Genomic DNA, 16,088 nt, shown 5'->3' with positions numbered 1-16,088 from the left:
TCCTAAAGATCAAGTAAGTAATTAAGCAAAATTTTGACTTGCAAAATCCCAATTTACTAGATTCCAGAAATTTTCTAAGTATTTTGGACGAGCGTTACGGGTATCAATATAGTAAGCGTGTTCCCAGACATCGCAAGTGAGTAATGGTTTGGCATCGGTAGTCAATGGAGTTGTTGCATTGCTGCTTGAAACAAGATCGAGACTGCCATCAGACTTTTTAACCAACCATGCCCAACCAGAACCAAAAGTTCCAACTGCACACTTTGTAAACTCTTCCTTGAATTTATCAAAGGCACCCCATTTAGCATTAATGGCATCTGCCAATGGGCCAGTAGGTGCACCGCCGCCATTTGGTTTCATTCCCATCCAATAAAAAGTATGGTTCCAAACTTGAGCAGCATTATTAAAAACACCGCCTGCAGATTTTTTGACGATATCCTCAAGAGATGCATTTTCAAACTCAGTGCCTTTAATTAAATTGTTCAAATTAGTGACATAAATCTGATGATGCTTTCCATAGTGATACTCAAGAGTTTCCTTAGAGATGAAGGGAGTAAGTGCGTCAAGTGCATATGGTAACTGAGGCAAGGTGTGTTCCATTTGTATTCCTTTTAATGTGATTAAGAAAAAATAGAGCTTATTTTTGGATAACTATAGACTATTCTGACGTTTTTGTTTGGGCCATGAATGCCGGCAAACCCACTCGCCAGTATGTGATTCAGCGCTAGGCTGAATATTGTGCTGTCCAGCCACCATCCATATTCCAGGTAAAGCATGGTGTGTTGTGTGAAAAGCAGAGCTTAAATTAATAGCGATGATAGCATCCCATTTATCAGTCGGAAAATCTTCAATATTGGCGGTGTATTGAATGCCTGCGTTATTTACGAATATATCCACAGGGAACCAACTCGTTTTTCAGCTTGCCTGATCAGATCTTCAATCTCAGCAGGCTTACTCATATCTGTACCGTGATAATCAACCGCTACTCCACAGGCTTTGATTTTGGCAATCACTTCCTCTTTCTCACCAAAACCATTGACCATAATATTGGCACCCTGCTTAGACAAGGCGATGGCCATACCTAAAAACCAATACCACTAGTTGAGCCAGTTACTAGGGCTGTTTTACCTTTTAATATGGACATCTCCCTACCGTATTACATTAACCAAGAGGCCTTATCATGCTGATAAACCTCGAAAACTCGATGTTACATGAAAGAGTGAGCCCACCCCGTGCAAAAAATGCAAGCGGATGGGCTAGAACAATCTAGAAACCAGATTGAATTAGATTTTCTTTAGGGCGCGAAGAATCTTTTCACAAGTAATCGGCTGATCAAAGACGTTGACATTAAATGGCGCAAGGGCGTCATTAATTGCATTTTAGACTGCGCCAAGAGCACCTGCAGTTCCCTGCCTCGCCCGCTCCTTTTGCGCCTAATTTGGATGAGTGGGTTGGCGTCTCAACGTGTGAGCTACTTCAATGTCAGGCATCTCATTAGCCATCGGAACTAAATAGTCAGCCATACTAGCGTTTCGAAGCAAGCCACTTTCATCATAGAGGCACTCCTCGAACCAACATGGGATTAATCACTCAGCCACAATCTTCAACCGCCCAATGCTTTAAAAGCTTTACAAAACCGGTATCAGGATCTACCTCGACGTAAGAAGCCTGTACTGCATTGGTAAAGATACATAGATACTCTTTTTGAGAGTAATGACGAGCGACCATTAAATCAGCAGAGAAACCGACTGGGAGAGTATCTATGCGGAAGTAACCCACTCTACCGACCTCACTAAAGGGCAGTAACTGCTCTCCGGTTGCCTTATCAAGAATATAACCACGACGAGCAATCAATTCTGTAACGGGACGATTCAAAATTGCGCCTGCCAACTTCAAACTATTTTCTTGCAAAGCTTGAGCAGCCAAGAGGACTGCTGCACCACCTACACCTGCTCCACGTGATGCCTATAAGTACCACCTCCATAAGGAGTGACATCAGTATCACCTGTGACGAGATGCGTACCTGATCTATTGGAACGCCCACAGCATCGGCAGCGATTTGAGTGTAGATGCCTTCAGCACATTGCCCTTGCTCACCCACGCCGACCAAAACAGAAACAACTCCAACAACTATGATCCATGCGCATGATCGCACCATCCTGGGAGGCAATACGCGCGGCACCCACACCATAGAAGGCGGGACTCGGATTAGTCAATTCAATTAATGTTGCAAAGCCTATGCCGCGGTAAATACCCTGCTTACGTAATTCAGCTTGCTCTTTATGCAATGCAGGATAGTCCATCATTTTTTCAATGGTGCGTAAGCACTGCTCATGCGATAAAACTTCTAACTTGATGCCAGAAATTCCAGATACTGACAGGTTGGAGTTTTGTTTTGAAATACCACATTTAGGTGCGAGCGATAGCCCTGATGCTTATATGGTCCGCCAACGTCTTTACAAATCACATGAACATCGGATTCTGAGAGCCCAAACTGACGACAATACAAATCCTGCATCATGTGTGGAGCTTGTTGAGAATGATAGACAGTCAAGCGACGATCGTCTGGGTTTGTAATCGGCAATTTGGCAACGCGGTGCTTGAGCTCTAGTTTCTGCTACTACCGCTACTACCGGTTCACCTTGCCAGAGCAAGCACGATCAATTGCCAAAGCATGCTGAAGAGCGGATTTCATACCAGCCAAGTGCCCTAAAGTTGCTACCCAAGGCTTACAGATTGTAGCCATTTGAATACCGTCAACAATCGCCAGTACTCCTGGCATCTTGCTCGCTTGTTCAGCGTGAATTTTTCCGATCTTTATGTGAGCCACTGGAGAGCGCCAAAAAAAAACGACATGCCCCATGCGCGGCAGTTGAATATCGTCGATGTAAGTTCCCTGACCCTCTAGCAGACGACGAGCACCATGTCTTGGTTCACTATGGCCGATGTAACGCTGATCGTTAGTTACAGAGTCTAAGACTCTCCCATTCCAATCACTTAGCTTATTCATATTGCGTTTTCCTTAATACCTTCAGCGTGCGTAACGACTGATTTAATTTTTTGACCCTTTGCGCGGGTATCTAGCACATCCACAATGGCATCCACTATTGAGTGATAGTCTGTGCAACGACAGTAATTACCGAAAATCCATTCGCGCACTTCTTCACGCGTTGCCTTTGGTTGCTTTTCAATCAATTCGGCTGCTGCTAATAGCATTCCAGAAGAGCAAAATCCACACTGCATCGCGTTGTGACGCATGACTGACTCTTACAGAGCAGTGAAAACGCCATTTTTTTAAGACCCTCAACTGTCTCAACTACGCTACCATCAGCCTGTACAGTCAAGAAGAGGCATCCACAAATGATTTGGCCATCGACCTCCTTTACACAGGCACCACATGCGCCCTGCTCACAACCCAAATGAGCCCCCTTCAAATGCAAGTCCTCACGCAAGTAGTCCACTAGGTGTCTACGTGGCTCAATCTCTGCATTTACTAGCTGACCATTCACAGTCATCGAAATTTTTTTCTTCAAAGTCATTCTGATCTCCAAGCTTTCTGCTGATATTTTTTGATTCAGCTTCAGGCAATCATGTGTTTAAGAGATGTTGTTTTGCCTCAGCACTCTTGGTGATATCAGTGATAGCTTCAATTTCATTCCGCGCAGCAGAAACAGCTTGCGCAATAAGCTCATCGTTTAATTTTTTTACCAGCCGCAATTATTTGGGCCTCTGTTGTCATCACTGGTGTCGCACCCACCGAGAAAAAAGTAAATGCGCAGTTGGTGAGAAGATCGCCCTGTTTTCTTGCAACCGCTGCAAGCCCTGCAACAGCGTAATCTCCATGACGTCTGGCAAGCTCATGAAAATAGAGGGCCTCATCCTTGCTTGCAAGTGGGATCTCTGTGGCGACTAAAATTTCATCTGGCTCCAAGGAAGTGGTGTACAGGTCGATGAAAAAATCATTTGCAGAAATACGGCGCTCGCGCCAGCTGGCCCCTGAATAATCATGGTCGCACGCAATGTCAAACTACAGGCAGGCCATTCAGCGGTTGGATCTCCATAAGCCAACGAACCACCCCAAGTACCAAGATTACAAATCGCGCGATGCGCAATGTGAGGGGCGGCGGCCTTAAGCAATGGAGCATGTTTAATGTTACTAGTAAAGTTTGACCACCTGCGATTAAACGAGCATCCTCGCCAGCTATCTTGAAGTAAAGAGAGCGCCTCTTCCACCACTAATTTATTAAGCTTCTTCAGCTTTTATTTTTTACTTTTATAAAATTTTTCTTCTCTAACTGTGCAGTTTATAGCCTGATTTTTATTTATCACCAGCGTCCGATTCCAACGCTACCGTCTCCCCGCCTAATTCCTTGGCGAACCTTTGAAAAAGGTCATCAGCGATCTTCTGGAATGATGTCGCTCAGCAGCAATTTCCCAGCAAAGCGTGCCCTTACCGGCCCAATTTTGAACATAACCTTGGCATGAACCTCCTCTGTCCACATTTGGATAAACCCTGAGAACCCATGCGTTTTACTGAAGAAAACGTTTCTAGTCCAATTAAAGCTGAAATTTCAGCGGGAGAAATTACGCCCACTAGAAAACGAATGGGCACTGCAGAACGAAAACGACAAATTTTAGACAGCGCTATTCAATTTTTTGCCAGAAATGGCATTGATGGTCAATTAAGAAATTTATCAAAAGAACTGAGCATCACCCATACCCTGCTTTATCACTACTTCCCAACAAAAGATGCCTTGATTCAAGAGGTCTATAAAGAAGTATTTGAATCTCGCTGGAAACCCGAATGGGAAGAGTTGCTTGATGATGAATCCCTGACGCCCGAAGACAAACTAAATGCATTCTATTTAGATTACTCAAACACAGTCCTAACTTATAACTTTGTACGCATCTTAATTTTCTCCGGCTTGAGCGATCACTCTATCAGCGATCGCTTCTTTGAACTTTTGCGTACGCGCTTATTGCCAAAACTCATTCGCGAAACACGTAAGTATTGCGGCAGAGCAAACACATCCAAACCCACTCAGCGCGAGCTTGAATTTTTAATGGGCTTACATGGCGGCGTTTTCTATATTGGTAGGCGACGCTGGATCTATGGTCAGGCTATTTATGCTGCTGAAAGTCCTAATACAGAACAAGAAATCATTCGCGATCGTGTACAGTCATACCTTCAATCCGCCAAATCTCTCTTTGCATAATTCATAAGGTCATCATGTCTAACCTCAGCCTGAATCACTTTTCTATTCGCAGTCTCGAAATTGAAAAAACCACTGAGTGTTATAGCAAGCTCCTTGGCTTAACAATCAGACCAAGACAAAAGTTTCCTTTCTCTGGAGTCTGGCTTTATAACGGCGATGATGGGAGCTGGGCCAATGCTGTATGACACCTCATTGCTATAGATAAGAATGATCCAAACGGGCTAAAAAATATTTAGGGGAGCGTGACCCAAGTGCACTTCATGGTTCAGGCGCTGTTGATCACATTGCTTTTTTTGTAACGGGTTTAGAAGAAAAAATTGCTTTATTCAAAACGTTCAAAGTTTCTTATCGCGAGCGCACTGTGCCGGTAATAGGACTTCATCAAATATTTTTAGATGATCCTAATGGCATCGTCATTGAACCGAACTATCCAGTATCAGAAAAAGCCGCCCTGGATGCCAAGGCAGCATAGGATTCTTGAATGGCAAAAATCCTCGTCATCGGCGGATCTCTCGGCGGCTTATTTATAGCTAACATTTTGCTGCGCCAGGAACATGACATAACCCTGCTAGAAAAAGCTACCGGCTCACTTGATGGCCGCGGAGCCGGCATAGTGACGCACGATTCCTTGGCACAAGCCTTGCGAGCCGCCGGTGTAACTGCTGATGAAACACTGGGTGTAGCCGTTACAAAAAGAGTGACTTTGGGGGCGGATGGTCAAAGTCTTGGAGAAATCGAATTGCCTCAGGCGCCGACCTCATGGAGTCGCCTCTCTCACATGCTCAAAGAGAGTTTTCCAAGTCAACGCTACGTACAAGACAAGACAAGACAGTTAAAACTGTTAGTCAAAATAAGGTCGCAGTTCAAGTCTTATGTGAAGATGGCAGCCATTATGAAGCTGAACTGCTAATCGCATCTGATGGAATTCGCTCAGCAGTAAGGTCACCAGTTACCCCGCAGATTCAGCCCGAATATACTGGCTACATCGCTTGGCGTGGCATATGTGATGAAGCTTGTTTGTCTAATCACACTCTTGAAACCCTTTTTAACCGCTTTGGCTTTTGCCTGCCCAATAGGGAACAAATGTTAGGTTAACCTGTAGCAGCCTCTGACAACGACACACGCCCAGGCAAACGGCGCTATAACTTTGTTTGGTATCGCCCCTCATTCTGAGAATGAAGAGTTAGCAAGTCTTTTGACAGATGACTCGTTATGGTCTGATTATTAAGGCTGGCGCGGCCGATCAAGAGGTTGTCACAGTATTGGGCGTCGATATCACCAAGGTATGGTTTTTAGTTTTTGGCTTGGGTTGTGCTATTGCAGGTCTATCTGGAATTCTTGCCTCATCTACACGATCGGTCAATCCCGAGATGGGCATTCCAATTTTGGCGGAATCTTTTGTAGTTACTGTGGTTGGTGGAATGGGCTCTCCAGTAGGCGCAGCTATTGCCGGCTTACTAGTCGGAGTAATTTATAGCATGACCTCCCTCTTCTTCCCCGATCTAGCAGAGCTCTCCTTTTTTTGATGGCGGTGGTGTTGCTAATTCGTCCACAAGGTTTATTTGGTAAAGCGGGAGCGATGCGCTAAGGCTCCACATAAATATGAATTCTTTTTGCCAACTTATTGCACGTCATCGTGTACTAGCCAGTACGCCGTTCTTGGCAATCTTTCCATTCATCATACCGTATGAGGCATTAGCGATCAATATCTTGATTTTTGGTTTATTCGCTATGGGCTTTAACTTGCTATTTGGCTACATGGGTCTCCTCTCTTTTGGACACGCTGCATTTTTGGGCATCGGCAGCTATCTCACCGGTATTGGAATCGTTTACTACGGTATGCCCTGGGGAAGGGCTATTTTGGCAGATATTATTGGCGCTACTATTGGAGGCCTCATCATGGGCGACCTGGCAATCCGTACTCGCGGAATTTATTTCTCAATGGTGACCCTCGCACTCGATCAAATTGTGTATTGCATCTTTTATAAGGCCGAAAGCCTCACTGGTGGAGCAAATGGTTTGCGTGGTGTCCGAGTTGAGAATTTCAAGATTCTAGGTAGACCAGTAGATTTTTTAAATCCCCTGACAAAGTATTACGTCATTCTCTTTTTTGTGGTGATCGCCATTTGGTTAATTTCACGTATTCTTCACTCACCTTTAGGTGCAGTAATGGAAGCCATGCGTGAGAATGAAAAACGTGCTGCAGCCTGCGGATTTGATGTAGCACGCACTAAGCTGTTGGTATTTGTACTATCAGCTGCAATCTGTGGGTTGGCTGGATCCCTTCGTGCCTGGCACCTTCTTTGGCCCTTTTATTGGCGCCGCAGTCATGCTCTATTTGGGAAGACGTAGTCACTACCTTTACCACGCACTGGATGGCTGTTGTCGGCTTAGTCTTTATGTTCTTTGTATTGTTCTTCCCCAAGGGAATCTGGGTAACCATTCTGAGTAAGCTACAAATTAATCAGGATAGAAAATGATGAATAGCACATCGACCACTCCTATTCTCGAAGCACGCAATGTCAGCAAGACCTTTGGCAAGTTCAAAACCATCAATGATGTGTCAACCAGTTTCACGCCAGAAACACTGACTGCAATTATTGGCCCTAATGGTGCTGGCAAAAGCACCTTCTTCAATGTCTTGAGTGGGGCTCCCCCCATCAAGCGGTCAAATACTCTTTAATGGCAAAGACATTACGGGGATGCAACAACATGAATTTGCGCGTATTGGAATCTCCAAAAGCTTTCAGATTACTAATATCTTTAAACAACTTAGTGTCTACGAAAATGTTCGTGTCGCGGCGCAAATGGAAACTGTGCGTTACAACTTCCTTCGCAATGCGCAAAATTACCCGAAGCCGATCGAAATCGCCGCTCAATTATTAGAGCGGGTTAATCTAGGGCACTTGCGTAACAAAAAAACGGGCGATCTAGCCCATGGACAGCAACGTGCACTTAAAATTGCCATGGCCTTAGCTTGCTCTTGTTAGATGAACCTACTGCAGGTATGTCCCCAGAAGCAACTTTAGTGATGATGGAGCTTATACGAACGCTCGCTCGTGAACGTACAGTAATTTTGGTAGAACATAAGATGAAATTAATAATAGGCTTATACAAGCACATTATTGTTTTACACCATGGCGAGTTTCTAGCTGAAGGCACACCAGAAGAAATCCAAAATAATGCCGAGGTCCACCGTGTGCACCTTGAGCAAAGTTAAAAGACAGTAAATATATTGCGTGTAGAAAATTTAAACGCTTGGTATGACCGCAGTCACGTCCTGCAAGGACTTTCCCTAGAAGTGAATAAGAGCGAGATTGTTACCTTAATGGGTCGTAACAGAGCAGGCAAGACCACTACCTTACGCTCTTTGATGGATTTTCTATCTAAGCGTCAAGGTAAAGCTGATAGCGATGGCACTTCATTTTTAGACCTGCCTGCGCATGAACGTTTTCATCTGGAGTTAGCCTATGTTACCGAGGATAGAAGGATTGTCCCTAGATTAACTGTCAAGGAAAATCTTGAGCTTGGGGGGTAATCTCCAAGAAAAATAGAGGCGACATGGCTGCTCTAGTTGATGCAATTGCCGAAACTTTCCCACGACTTAAAGAGCGCTTACATCAGGATGGTAACTCGATGTCTGGGGGTGAGCAGCAAATGCTAACGATTGCCAAGGCGATGATCGGTAAGAAGCCTAAGGTGATTTTGCTTGATGAGCCCTCTGAAGGCATCATGCCAGTCTTGGTTGATGAAATGTTTGAGTTGTTTGCAAAGTTAAAACCACAAGGCTTAACCATATTATTGGTAGAGCAAAACGTTCAACAGACTCTAAAGATTTCTGATCGAGCATACAATATTGGATCAAGGCGAGATTGTGTTTCACGATACCGCTCAGAATCTTTTAAATAATGACGAAATCCAACAAAAGTATTGTGCGGTTTAAATTAAATGCAACCAGTGGCCTAATTGATCCCAAAAGCTCTCAGGTACTAGCATCAATAGCCAGGTAATCATGATGAAGCGGATGAGCTTGCCAATAAATATGTAAATCAGGCAAAGCTTCCACGGAAGCTGCAACCAACCTGCCGCCAGACATAAAGGGTCTCCAACTCCAGGCAACCAAGAAAGCAGCAGGATCTTGGGGCCCCAACTTTCAAGCCAACGCTTTAGACGACTATTCCGAGGCTCGTCCATCGACTTAAAGCTATTGCGCGCAACTAAACCAAGCCACCAATCGACCATTCCACCCATAGTATTACCTACTGTAGCCACCATCACGGCCACCCAGAATAAGTGAGGATTCAAGGTGATGTAGCCAAATAGGATGGGCTCAGATCCGGCTGGTATTAGGGTTGCGGAAATAAAAGCGCTAATAAAGACTGCTGGCAGACCAACCGAAGGCATTTCGAACCAGGCAAATAAATGCTCGAAGATACTTTCCATTAGAACCCTAGTTTCAAACTAGATGCAACAGGGCAAATAACCCACTGCCAATAGCGCAGATTTATAGCAAAAAGCTCCTGATAGTGAGGTCTCATGTGGCCTATTTTGCCTTGTTTTCAAGATGATCCAAGATTGTCAAATCTTGCTTAAACTATCTGTTTGAGTAATCCACAACTATATTTAAAAGAAAATTTGAGACTTACATGAGCCACCGCATGCCCAAGCCGGACCAATATCAAGAAATGCGTGAAGCTTTACGTGATTTATGCGGCTCCTTTGATTCAGCTTATTGGCAAAAAATAGATCATGAGCGCGCCTATCCAGAGGCATTTGTAGATGCAATGACCAAAGCTGGCTGGTTAGCCGCTCTCATTCCGGAAGAATATGGTGGCTCTGGTTTAGGCTTAGCTGAAGCCTCTGTGATGATGGAGGCAATTAATTTTTCAGGTGGTAATTCTCTGGTTCATGCCATGGACAAATGTATAACATGGGCACCCTATTACGCCATGGTGCAGAAGCTCTGAAAAAGATGTATCTTCCGAAAATTGCTACTGGCGAACTCAGACTGCAAAGTATGGCAGTTACAGAGCCCACTACTAGAACGGACACTACCAAACTCAAGACTATGGCTGTAAAAAAGGGTGACAAGTATGTGGTCAATGGTCAAAAAGTATGGATCTCGCGCATCTAGCACTCAGACCTGATGATTTTGCTAGCACGTACCACTCCGATTAATGAAGTACAACGTAAATCAGAGGGTATGTCGATTTTTATCGTGAATCTTGCTGATGCGATTGGCAAGGGAATGGCAGTCAGACCTATTGCAAACATGGTGAATCACGAAACGAACGAGGTGTTTTTTGATAATCTTGAGATTCCTGCTGAAAACTTAATTGGTACTGAAGGGCACGGTTTTAAATATATTCTGGATGGCCTTAATGCAGAGCGTGTGCTAATTGCCGCCGAATGTATTGGTGATGCATATTGGTTTATTGATCGCGCTCGACGCTATGCCAATAATCGTGTTGTGTTTGATCGTCTGATTGGTAAGAAGCAAGGTATTCAATTTCCGATTGCGGATAGTTATATCGAAACTGAGGCAGCCAATCTCATGCGCTTTAAAGCCTGGTGGCGAACTATTTGATAATCACCAGCCCTGTGGGCCACAGAAGCCAATATGGCTAAATCTTTGGCAGCCCAAGCATTTTAGGAGTCAGCCAATGTCTGTTCTTAAAGAAAGCGGGATGGCAGATACCGAAATAGTTAATATGCGTGCGAGTGGAGCTATCTAAAGTAGCGGAGATGTCAGATGAGCCGCATTCTCGAGATAGCGCCGCCAAACCGGTCTCTTTGCCCATACTTTAGGATCAACGTAATCGGACTGCGCTAAGTAAGACTCAATTAACTTATTGAGCTTCGCACAGAAATCGACGTTGTAAACAATGAGGCTGATTTCAAAATTGAGGCGCAAGCTACGCTGATCAAAATTTACGGATCCGAAAATGGCAATCCGTTTATCAATCAAGAGACTCTTCGTATGTAGCAGTCCTCCATGAAACTCAGCAATTTTGACCCTTGAGTTCATCAAATCTTCATAGAAACTTTTGCTACTCCAAGCGACTAAGGTTGAATCATTGAGTTTGGGCACGATCAGCGTTACCCGCACCCCTCTTGCAGCTGCTGCCATCAGAGCCTGAATCAAACCATCATCGGGGCCAAAATATGGCGTAGTAATCGTAAGCTCTTCTCGGGCGTCCATAATGGCAGAGAGCAAAACCTGATAAAGGATATCGTCTCGATAAACCGGCCCCGAGGCAAACTCTTGGGCCAATACACCCCCCTCACGAGAAGAAATAGGAGGTTCGTGATCTTTAAAACTGGTGATACTGGGGTCATCAACACTCCAGTCAAAGGAAAATGTCAATTCAAATTGAGCCGCCACTGGCCCTTCAATACGAACCATTGCATCGACCCACTCACCGACCCCTGAATCTTGCTTAAATGTACGTGGATCGACCAAGTTCATGCTGCCTGTCCAAACTATGGCTCCATCAATCACAAAAATTTTTCGATGGAGCCTCAAATCGGCACGTCTAAATTGAAATCGTCTAATTTGAATCGGTAGCGCTTCAGCAACCTTGATGCCTGCACTACGAAAACGTGCCGGCCATTGAGATTTAAGCCAATCCTTACTGCCTAAGGAATCCAACAAAACTCGGCATTTAACGCCACGCTTTGCAGCAGCGATTAAAGCCTCGCCAACTCGGTCAGCGTCTCCGCCCAAAGCCCAAATATAAAACTCTAGATGCAGACTGTTTTTGGCCTGATTAATTTCGTCTATAAAATTTTGGAGAATTTTGAGGGAATCCGTATAAAGCTCAATTTTATTGCCAGCCACTACTGGGGAACCATTTTTGGATTCGGCTAACAAACTTAAAGCCCTTCCATCAACCGGCAACTTCTGTCTATCAGGCGCAAATTGCTGACGCATCGTTTCTGTAATTTTCTCGTATTCACGATTCATGCGAATGATTTTGCACGTCAACTTACGTCCAACGGACCGCTCGCCGATCAAAATATATAGAGCAACTCCGCCAATCGGAATCAGAATCACAATCAAAAACCAAGAAAATGCAACCGCTACCTGCCTTCTCACTGAGATCAAGTGAATACCAAATAAGAGCACGATGACGATATGGATAATCGGTACCCATATTAACGAGAACCCAAAAAGGGATCCGAAAATAAACGCCATCAAATTCATAAGATTTCCAGTTCAGCGGTAATACCAAGATGGTCAGACAACTTTAACCATTCATGCAAAATTGTTGCAGAATGAATTTTAAGTCCACGCACATAAATCCTATCCATTGGCAGAATAGGCTTAACGCTAGGGAAGGTTTTGGCCGGAGAACCAGTAAGCACTTCGAAGACCTCATCAAAACCAGCAGATTTCATTGGCGCACTCACGCGGTTACGCCAATCATTAAAGTCCCCCGCCACAATTGTGGGTCCACCTTGAGTTAAATCTTGAATGCGGCCAATGATTGCCTCTAACTGTTGCTCTCGCCCACGTTCAAAAAGCGCCAGATGGACGCAAAAACAATGAATAGACTTATCCATACCTCCCAATTTTGTAATGCTGTGCAATAACCCTCGATTCTCAAATCGATAGGCAGAGATATCGTAGTTATTTCCTTTTTGCTGAGGATGCGTTGACAAAATGGCATTGCCGTGATGTCCATCACGATATTCAGCGTTTTTTCCATAATGCCAATCACGCCAAAAATCTTCAGAAAGAAAGTGGGTAAGCTCAGCAAGAGGCCATTGCCCAAAACGCTGAACTCTGCCACGATGCTCCTGCTGCAATTCTTGTAAAAAAAGTAGGTCAGGATAATGACTGCGCATTTTTTGGCGCAGCTGATAAATCGTTGAGTGTCGAAGTAGGGGTGATAAACCCTTATGCACATTCATACTCAATACCGTAAAACGAGCGGAAGTACCTAGGTTTGTCAAGATTCCCCCGCTGCACGCTGATGCCTTACCCATGCCAAATAAATTTCACCTTCCACCAAATCTTGGCATTGCATACATTTATTGCATATCGAAGCTTGCTCATGCAACCCCTCAATCGAATTGAGTGGGTGAAAATCCAAATATTCACGCAGATCTACATCGAAAACCTCATTACAGAGGCAAACTACTTCAGCCATAGATCAAAAATAGGTAAATTAGTCTCATTACAGCCATTCTGCCATTGCCTTGATAGAATCGAGCACATGTTAAAAGCTTTTCAAGACGCCCTATCCCTACTATCCCATTTAGATGCAGCAGTTCTCGGGATCGTCCTGGTTTCATTCCAGGTCAGCCTTATCGCTCTTCTCATTGGAGCTATTCTGGGGCTTTCTATTGGCGCTTTACTGGCTACCGAGCAATTTGCCGGCAAAAAGACTGTTATTGTCACCCTCAATACCCTTATGGGGTCCCCACCGTGATCATTGGAGTCTTGGTATGCCTGTGTGATATTATCGCGTACCGGCCCATTAGGCGCCTGGGGATGACCCTTTACGGTGAAAGGGATGATCGTATAGCTCAAGTACCCTACTGATAACCGCCCTCAGCCGACAAATACTCGAGGATTCTTGGAAGATTCATCGTGATTCTTTCATGAGCTTGAGGCTACCACCCTTATCCAGATTTAAGTGGCTAATATGGGCCTGTCGCTTTTCGCTGACCATTGCTGTGCTAGCTGGTTTAACCCGGGCGATATCAGAGGTTGGTGCAGTTATGATTGTCGGCGGCAATATTAACCGCTCAACGAGAACTATGGCTACTGCCATTGCGCTAGAAACTAGTAAGGGAGATCTTCCCTTGGCGCTTGCCCTAGGAATTGTTTTGCTGGCAATTGTTTTACTTGCAAACTTATTTACATTCGTAGTGCGTCAAATTGCAGAGCGTCGCTATGGTTAACGCACTACACCAATTCGAGAGATACATCGAACTCAAAGACATCATTGTTAAGAGCAATGGCAGAACTATCCTCAATATCCCGCATGCTATTGTTCCAGCAGACAGAATTACTGCCTGCATTGGACCCAATGTGGAGCCGGGAAAACCACCTTTTTAAAACTATTAGATGGCCTGATCAGGCCTGATAGCGGGACGGTTAATTACTCTTTCAATACCAAGACAGCTTTGGTTTGACATCACACGCCGATGATCAAAGCCTCTACGACTACTAATCGCTATCTACATCAAGAGTTGCTAGCCGACTGATTACTGAGCCGCAGGCGCTGCAGCGGGAGCTGCAGTCGACCACTGCGGTTTTGGGCTTGGCAAAGTTGGTACGCGCCCATTCTATCGCCGTAGGCAACTTTTGCTTTGGTTAATGCAGCAGCTTCTGCCTGCTTAGGAGTTAATGGAGGTAATGCCGCCATCACCACTGAACCAGCACCGGCAAATGCGCAGAATATAAAAGCAATGATCTTTTTCATGGCCATGTCCTTATTTATTCAGTTTGTCGTACCAGAGCTCATGGTGCTCTTTAGCCCAAGTCGCATCAACATAACCAGTCTTCATGCCATCGATTGAGCCTTGCATACCAATCGTACCGATATAGATATGTCCCATCGCCAGTGCAGTCATCCAGATCGCAGCACTACTGTGAAGAATGTTGGCGATCTGCATAGTGTCACGGGTGTATTCGATAGTCATAAATGGCACGATCATGTCGAGAACAAAGCCTGAACCAGATATCACCAGACCCAAAAATGTCATACCAAACCAGAACCAGAAGTTCTCACCGAAGTTAAAGAAGCCAACTGGTACATGCTTACCATTCAAAATACCGCCAAAGTTCAATATCCAGTTCAGATCGCCTTTACCAGGGATGTTCTTACTTACAAATCACAAGAAAAAACTACTATACAAATCGTAAACAGAGGGCCCACAAAGTTATGGATATTTTTGCAAACGTCCAAGAACGAGCCATAAGCTGGACCACCCATAATTGGCATAGCAAAGTACTTGCCATACAGGATTAATAAGCCAGTAAAGGCTACGGCCAAAAAGCTAAATGCCATCAACCAGTGAACAAGACGATCACAAACACTCAAGCACTTGATTTTGACTCCCGACATTGGCTCATGCAACTTGAGTGAGCCTTTAATGGTATACATCGCAAGTACGCTGAAAAAAGCAAGTGCGAGTAACTAACCGCCATAAACAGTGATTGCACCGTTACGAATCAAACGCCATTGTTGACCAGAGCGCTGGATCAATACGCTAGCCTCTTTGTCGGGGATGCTGACGTAGTGATACGGATCACTGTTGGCAGAGGTAAAAATAGATGAATTTGCTGGCTGTGCTTGTGCCTGAGTCCCATTTGCCAAACTATTGGGATTAGCTGGCACAGAAAGAGGTGGCATATCTACTCCGCTAGGAGATGACACAGGCGCCATCGGTGCGCGCTCCGCAAAACCCATTCCACTTACCAAAAGGTCAGTGACAAACCTGCAGTCACCACCAAAGTGCGTAGAACTTTAGAAAATGATTGTTTCATACACATGTCCTTAAACGTATTCATTTTATTTATTGTTATTTAGTGGATCACTTAACGCGACTGCATTCCTTTTGACTATGAGTGCGCTTATCAACCGACTCTGTCCAGCTAGCCTGATTGCCTGGCGTCCAATTCTTAGTCATAAATCCGTTATTAGCACCCACACAAGGAGCATCACTACAGTGCATACATGCGACTGAGATTGATTTTTCTTGACCCAATAATGCCGTCATTTACCGTAACCACACGGCGACGGTTCACACCCAAAGGGACTTCGTTATCGTTCTTACAAGCGGTGACACAACCGTTGCATTCAATGCATTGCTCTGTGTCGCAAATAAATTTCATTCTTGCTATTGTGTTCTCCT

28 protein-coding genes and 3 pseudogenes are annotated in these 16,088 nt (G+C 44.6%); 13 read left to right on the top strand and 18 right to left on the bottom strand.

Features of this window, described 5'->3' with window-relative positions; all coding sequences use genetic code 11:
• Positions 1-21: 21 nt before the first annotated feature.
• The 10 genes and pseudogenes from DXE31_RS06855 to DXE31_RS12910 all read right to left on the bottom strand — a co-directional run bounded on the left by DXE31_RS06855 (position 22) and on the right by DXE31_RS12910 (position 4,233).
• A complete protein-coding gene (locus tag DXE31_RS06855; RefSeq protein WP_114698285.1) occupies positions 22-600 on the bottom strand; it encodes a superoxide dismutase in 579 nt (192 codons plus the stop codon).
• A gap of 117 nt (positions 601-717) precedes the next feature.
• Positions 718-1,138, bottom strand: a pseudogene (locus DXE31_RS06850) (SDR family NAD(P)-dependent oxidoreductase); the annotation flags it as partial.
• Between the two features lie 452 nt (positions 1,139-1,590).
• Positions 1,591-1,926 (bottom strand): molybdopterin cofactor-binding domain-containing protein, encoded by a 336-nt coding sequence (locus DXE31_RS12130; RefSeq protein ID WP_269460597.1) that lies wholly within the window; start codon positions 1,924-1,926, stop codon positions 1,591-1,593.
• Positions 1,927-2,093: 167 nt separating this feature from the next.
• Positions 2,094-2,306, bottom strand: a complete 213-nt coding sequence (locus DXE31_RS12120; protein WP_269460595.1) for a hypothetical protein — start codon at positions 2,304-2,306, stop codon at positions 2,094-2,096.
• Positions 2,307-2,347: 41 nt separating this feature from the next.
• The gene (locus tag DXE31_RS11435) at positions 2,348-2,584 is read right to left on the bottom strand and encodes a molybdopterin cofactor-binding domain-containing protein (RefSeq protein WP_231969439.1); all 237 of its coding nucleotides are present in this window, start codon (positions 2,582-2,584) and stop codon (positions 2,348-2,350) included.
• A 45-nt stretch (positions 2,585-2,629) separates the two neighbouring features.
• Positions 2,630-3,010, bottom strand: a complete 381-nt coding sequence (locus DXE31_RS11430; RefSeq protein ID WP_231969438.1) for a hypothetical protein — start codon at positions 3,008-3,010, stop codon at positions 2,630-2,632.
• On the bottom strand, positions 3,007-3,216 hold the full coding sequence (locus DXE31_RS11425) for a 2Fe-2S iron-sulfur cluster-binding protein (protein ID WP_231969437.1): 210 nt from the start codon (positions 3,214-3,216) through the stop codon (positions 3,007-3,009). Before DXE31_RS11425 ends, DXE31_RS11430 begins: the two co-directional genes overlap by 4 nt.
• Positions 3,207-3,539: a (2Fe-2S)-binding protein gene (locus tag DXE31_RS11420; RefSeq protein ID WP_231969436.1), complete on the bottom strand. Its 333-nt coding sequence runs from the start codon at positions 3,537-3,539 to the stop codon at positions 3,207-3,209. Before DXE31_RS11420 ends, DXE31_RS11425 begins: the two co-directional genes overlap by 10 nt.
• Before the next feature lie 149 nt (positions 3,540-3,688).
• The gene (locus DXE31_RS12915; protein ID WP_162785561.1) at positions 3,689-3,931 is read right to left on the bottom strand and encodes an FAD binding domain-containing protein; all 243 of its coding nucleotides are present in this window, start codon (positions 3,929-3,931) and stop codon (positions 3,689-3,691) included.
• On the bottom strand, positions 3,910-4,233 hold the full coding sequence (locus DXE31_RS12910) for an FAD binding domain-containing protein (RefSeq protein WP_415077859.1): 324 nt from the start codon (positions 4,231-4,233) through the stop codon (positions 3,910-3,912). The genes DXE31_RS12915 and DXE31_RS12910 overlap by 22 nt, the downstream gene beginning before the upstream one ends.
• A gap of 290 nt (positions 4,234-4,523) precedes the next feature.
• Between DXE31_RS12910 and DXE31_RS06825 the strand changes: the two genes are divergently transcribed.
• From DXE31_RS06825 to DXE31_RS12100, 9 genes are all read left to right on the top strand, one after another.
• Entirely contained in the window at positions 4,524-5,216 is a 693-nt protein-coding gene (locus DXE31_RS06825; RefSeq protein ID WP_114698282.1) for a TetR/AcrR family transcriptional regulator, read from the top strand.
• A gap of 481 nt (positions 5,217-5,697) precedes the next feature.
• Entirely contained in the window at positions 5,698-6,126 is a 429-nt protein-coding gene (locus DXE31_RS06820) for a Rossmann-fold NAD(P)-binding domain-containing protein (RefSeq protein ID WP_114698281.1), read from the top strand.
• Positions 6,127-6,418: 292 nt separating this feature from the next.
• Positions 6,419-6,742, top strand: a complete 324-nt coding sequence (locus tag DXE31_RS06815) for an ABC transporter permease subunit (RefSeq protein ID WP_197712176.1) — start codon at positions 6,419-6,421, stop codon at positions 6,740-6,742.
• A gap of 76 nt (positions 6,743-6,818) precedes the next feature.
• Positions 6,819-7,568, top strand: coding sequence for a branched-chain amino acid ABC transporter permease (locus tag DXE31_RS06810; RefSeq protein ID WP_231969435.1), 750 nt, complete (start codon positions 6,819-6,821; stop codon positions 7,566-7,568).
• A 124-nt stretch (positions 7,569-7,692) separates the two neighbouring features.
• On the top strand, positions 7,693-7,899 hold the full coding sequence (locus tag DXE31_RS12115; RefSeq protein ID WP_269460594.1) for an ATP-binding cassette domain-containing protein: 207 nt from the start codon (positions 7,693-7,695) through the stop codon (positions 7,897-7,899).
• Between the two features lie 19 nt (positions 7,900-7,918).
• Entirely contained in the window at positions 7,919-8,206 is a 288-nt protein-coding gene (locus tag DXE31_RS12110) for an ATP-binding cassette domain-containing protein (protein WP_269460593.1), read from the top strand.
• Positions 8,200-8,436, top strand: a complete 237-nt coding sequence (locus DXE31_RS11415) for an ATP-binding cassette domain-containing protein (RefSeq protein ID WP_231969434.1) — start codon at positions 8,200-8,202, stop codon at positions 8,434-8,436. Before DXE31_RS12110 ends, DXE31_RS11415 begins: the two co-directional genes overlap by 7 nt.
• Positions 8,437-8,451: 15 nt before the next feature.
• Positions 8,452-8,754: an ATP-binding cassette domain-containing protein gene (locus DXE31_RS12105; protein ID WP_269460592.1), complete on the top strand. Its 303-nt coding sequence runs from the start codon at positions 8,452-8,454 to the stop codon at positions 8,752-8,754.
• Between the two features lie 23 nt (positions 8,755-8,777).
• A complete protein-coding gene (locus DXE31_RS12100) occupies positions 8,778-9,125 on the top strand; it encodes an ATP-binding cassette domain-containing protein (protein WP_269460591.1) in 348 nt (115 codons plus the stop codon).
• Between the two features lie 30 nt (positions 9,126-9,155).
• Here the strand turns inward: DXE31_RS12100 and DXE31_RS06795 are convergent, their stop codons facing one another.
• Positions 9,156-9,659 (bottom strand): YqaA family protein, encoded by a 504-nt coding sequence (locus tag DXE31_RS06795; protein ID WP_114698280.1) that lies wholly within the window; start codon positions 9,657-9,659, stop codon positions 9,156-9,158.
• Positions 9,660-9,862: 203 nt separating this feature from the next.
• On the opposite strand from DXE31_RS06795, the pseudogene DXE31_RS06790 reads away from it, so the two are divergent.
• A pseudogene (locus DXE31_RS06790) lies at positions 9,863-10,863 on the top strand (acyl-CoA dehydrogenase family protein); the annotation flags it as partial.
• A gap of 84 nt (positions 10,864-10,947) precedes the next feature.
• On the opposite strand, the gene cls reads toward DXE31_RS06790, so the two are convergent.
• Both cls and DXE31_RS06780 read right to left on the bottom strand, forming a co-directional pair.
• Positions 10,948-12,414, bottom strand: coding sequence for a cardiolipin synthase (gene cls, locus DXE31_RS06785; protein WP_415078095.1), 1,467 nt, complete (start codon positions 12,412-12,414; stop codon positions 10,948-10,950).
• A 5-nt stretch (positions 12,415-12,419) separates the two neighbouring features.
• The gene (locus DXE31_RS06780) at positions 12,420-13,175 is read right to left on the bottom strand and encodes an endonuclease/exonuclease/phosphatase family protein (protein ID WP_231969433.1); all 756 of its coding nucleotides are present in this window, start codon (positions 13,173-13,175) and stop codon (positions 12,420-12,422) included.
• Between the two features lie 263 nt (positions 13,176-13,438).
• Between DXE31_RS06780 and DXE31_RS11410 the strand changes: the two genes are divergently transcribed.
• The 3 genes from DXE31_RS11410 (at position 13,439) to DXE31_RS06770 (ending at position 14,286) form a co-directional block, all read left to right on the top strand.
• On the top strand, positions 13,439-13,654 hold the full coding sequence (locus DXE31_RS11410; protein ID WP_231969432.1) for a hypothetical protein: 216 nt from the start codon (positions 13,439-13,441) through the stop codon (positions 13,652-13,654).
• 109 nt (positions 13,655-13,763) lie between these two features.
• Positions 13,764-14,129 (top strand): ABC transporter permease, encoded by a 366-nt coding sequence (locus DXE31_RS11405; protein WP_331852037.1) that lies wholly within the window; start codon positions 13,764-13,766, stop codon positions 14,127-14,129.
• The gene (locus DXE31_RS06770) at positions 14,122-14,286 is read left to right on the top strand and encodes a hypothetical protein (protein WP_197712175.1); all 165 of its coding nucleotides are present in this window, start codon (positions 14,122-14,124) and stop codon (positions 14,284-14,286) included. The genes DXE31_RS11405 and DXE31_RS06770 overlap by 8 nt, the downstream gene beginning before the upstream one ends.
• A gap of 127 nt (positions 14,287-14,413) precedes the next feature.
• Here the strand turns inward: DXE31_RS06770 and DXE31_RS06765 are convergent, their stop codons facing one another.
• The 5 genes and pseudogenes from DXE31_RS06765 to DXE31_RS09835 all read right to left on the bottom strand — a co-directional run.
• Entirely contained in the window at positions 14,414-14,653 is a 240-nt protein-coding gene (locus tag DXE31_RS06765; protein WP_162785476.1) for a hypothetical protein, read from the bottom strand.
• A 10-nt stretch (positions 14,654-14,663) separates the two neighbouring features.
• The gene (locus DXE31_RS10405) at positions 14,664-15,020 is read right to left on the bottom strand and encodes a formate dehydrogenase subunit gamma (RefSeq protein WP_197712174.1); all 357 of its coding nucleotides are present in this window, start codon (positions 15,018-15,020) and stop codon (positions 14,664-14,666) included.
• 38 nt (positions 15,021-15,058) lie between these two features.
• Entirely contained in the window at positions 15,059-15,337 is a 279-nt protein-coding gene (locus DXE31_RS10400; protein WP_197712173.1) for a cytochrome b/b6 domain-containing protein, read from the bottom strand.
• Between the two features lie 33 nt (positions 15,338-15,370).
• Positions 15,371-15,643 (bottom strand): hypothetical protein, encoded by a 273-nt coding sequence (locus tag DXE31_RS10395; RefSeq protein ID WP_197712172.1) that lies wholly within the window; start codon positions 15,641-15,643, stop codon positions 15,371-15,373.
• 238 nt (positions 15,644-15,881) lie between these two features.
• Positions 15,882-16,077, bottom strand: a pseudogene (locus DXE31_RS09835) (formate dehydrogenase); the annotation flags it as partial.
• Between the last annotated feature and the right edge of the window lie 11 nt (positions 16,078-16,088).

The organism is Polynucleobacter necessarius (assembly GCF_900095185.1).
GTDB lineage: Bacteria > Pseudomonadota > Gammaproteobacteria > Burkholderiales > Burkholderiaceae > Polynucleobacter.
The sequence above is the reverse complement of the archived record's forward strand: the minus strand, read 5'-3'. Positions and strand labels throughout refer to the sequence as shown.

What these genes read in the sequence shown, in the direction of transcription:
- DXE31_RS06855 (WP_114698285.1), bottom strand. Translation starts at nt 600, where the DNA reads ATGGAACACACCTTGCCTCAGTTACCATATGCACTTGACGCACTTACT.
- DXE31_RS12120 (WP_269460595.1), bottom strand. Translation starts at nt 2,306, where the DNA reads ATGATGGACTATCCTGCATTGCATAAAGAGCAAGCTGAATTACGTAAG.
- DXE31_RS11430 (WP_231969438.1), bottom strand. Translation starts at nt 3,010, where the DNA reads ATGAATAAGCTAAGTGATTGGAATGGGAGAGTCTTAGACTCTGTAACT.
- DXE31_RS11425 (WP_231969437.1), bottom strand. Translation starts at nt 3,216, where the DNA reads ATGCTATTAGCAGCAGCCGAATTGATTGAAAAGCAACCAAAGGCAACG.
- DXE31_RS11420 (WP_231969436.1), bottom strand. Translation starts at nt 3,539, where the DNA reads ATGACTTTGAAGAAAAAAATTTCGATGACTGTGAATGGTCAGCTAGTA.
- DXE31_RS06825 (WP_114698282.1), top strand. Translation starts at nt 4,524, where the DNA reads ATGCGTTTTACTGAAGAAAACGTTTCTAGTCCAATTAAAGCTGAAATT.
- DXE31_RS06820 (WP_114698281.1), top strand. Translation starts at nt 5,698, where the DNA reads ATGGCAAAAATCCTCGTCATCGGCGGATCTCTCGGCGGCTTATTTATA.
- DXE31_RS06815 (WP_197712176.1), top strand. Translation starts at nt 6,419, where the DNA reads ATGACTCGTTATGGTCTGATTATTAAGGCTGGCGCGGCCGATCAAGAG.
- DXE31_RS06810 (WP_231969435.1), top strand. Translation starts at nt 6,819, where the DNA reads ATGAATTCTTTTTGCCAACTTATTGCACGTCATCGTGTACTAGCCAGT.
- DXE31_RS12115 (WP_269460594.1), top strand. Translation starts at nt 7,693, where the DNA reads ATGATGAATAGCACATCGACCACTCCTATTCTCGAAGCACGCAATGTC.
- DXE31_RS12110 (WP_269460593.1), top strand. Translation starts at nt 7,919, where the DNA reads ATGCAACAACATGAATTTGCGCGTATTGGAATCTCCAAAAGCTTTCAG.
- DXE31_RS12100 (WP_269460591.1), top strand. Translation starts at nt 8,778, where the DNA reads ATGGCTGCTCTAGTTGATGCAATTGCCGAAACTTTCCCACGACTTAAA.
- DXE31_RS06795 (WP_114698280.1), bottom strand. Translation starts at nt 9,659, where the DNA reads ATGGAAAGTATCTTCGAGCATTTATTTGCCTGGTTCGAAATGCCTTCG.
- cls (WP_415078095.1), bottom strand. Translation starts at nt 12,414, where the DNA reads ATGGCGTTTATTTTCGGATCCCTTTTTGGGTTCTCGTTAATATGGGTA.
- DXE31_RS11410 (WP_231969432.1), top strand. Translation starts at nt 13,439, where the DNA reads ATGTTAAAAGCTTTTCAAGACGCCCTATCCCTACTATCCCATTTAGAT.
- DXE31_RS06770 (WP_197712175.1), top strand. Translation starts at nt 14,122, where the DNA reads ATGGTTAACGCACTACACCAATTCGAGAGATACATCGAACTCAAAGAC.
- DXE31_RS06765 (WP_162785476.1), bottom strand. Translation starts at nt 14,653, where the DNA reads ATGAAAAAGATCATTGCTTTTATATTCTGCGCATTTGCCGGTGCTGGT.
- DXE31_RS10400 (WP_197712173.1), bottom strand. Translation starts at nt 15,337, where the DNA reads ATGTATACCATTAAAGGCTCACTCAAGTTGCATGAGCCAATGTCGGGA.
- DXE31_RS10395 (WP_197712172.1), bottom strand. Translation starts at nt 15,643, where the DNA reads ATGGGTTTTGCGGAGCGCGCACCGATGGCGCCTGTGTCATCTCCTAGC.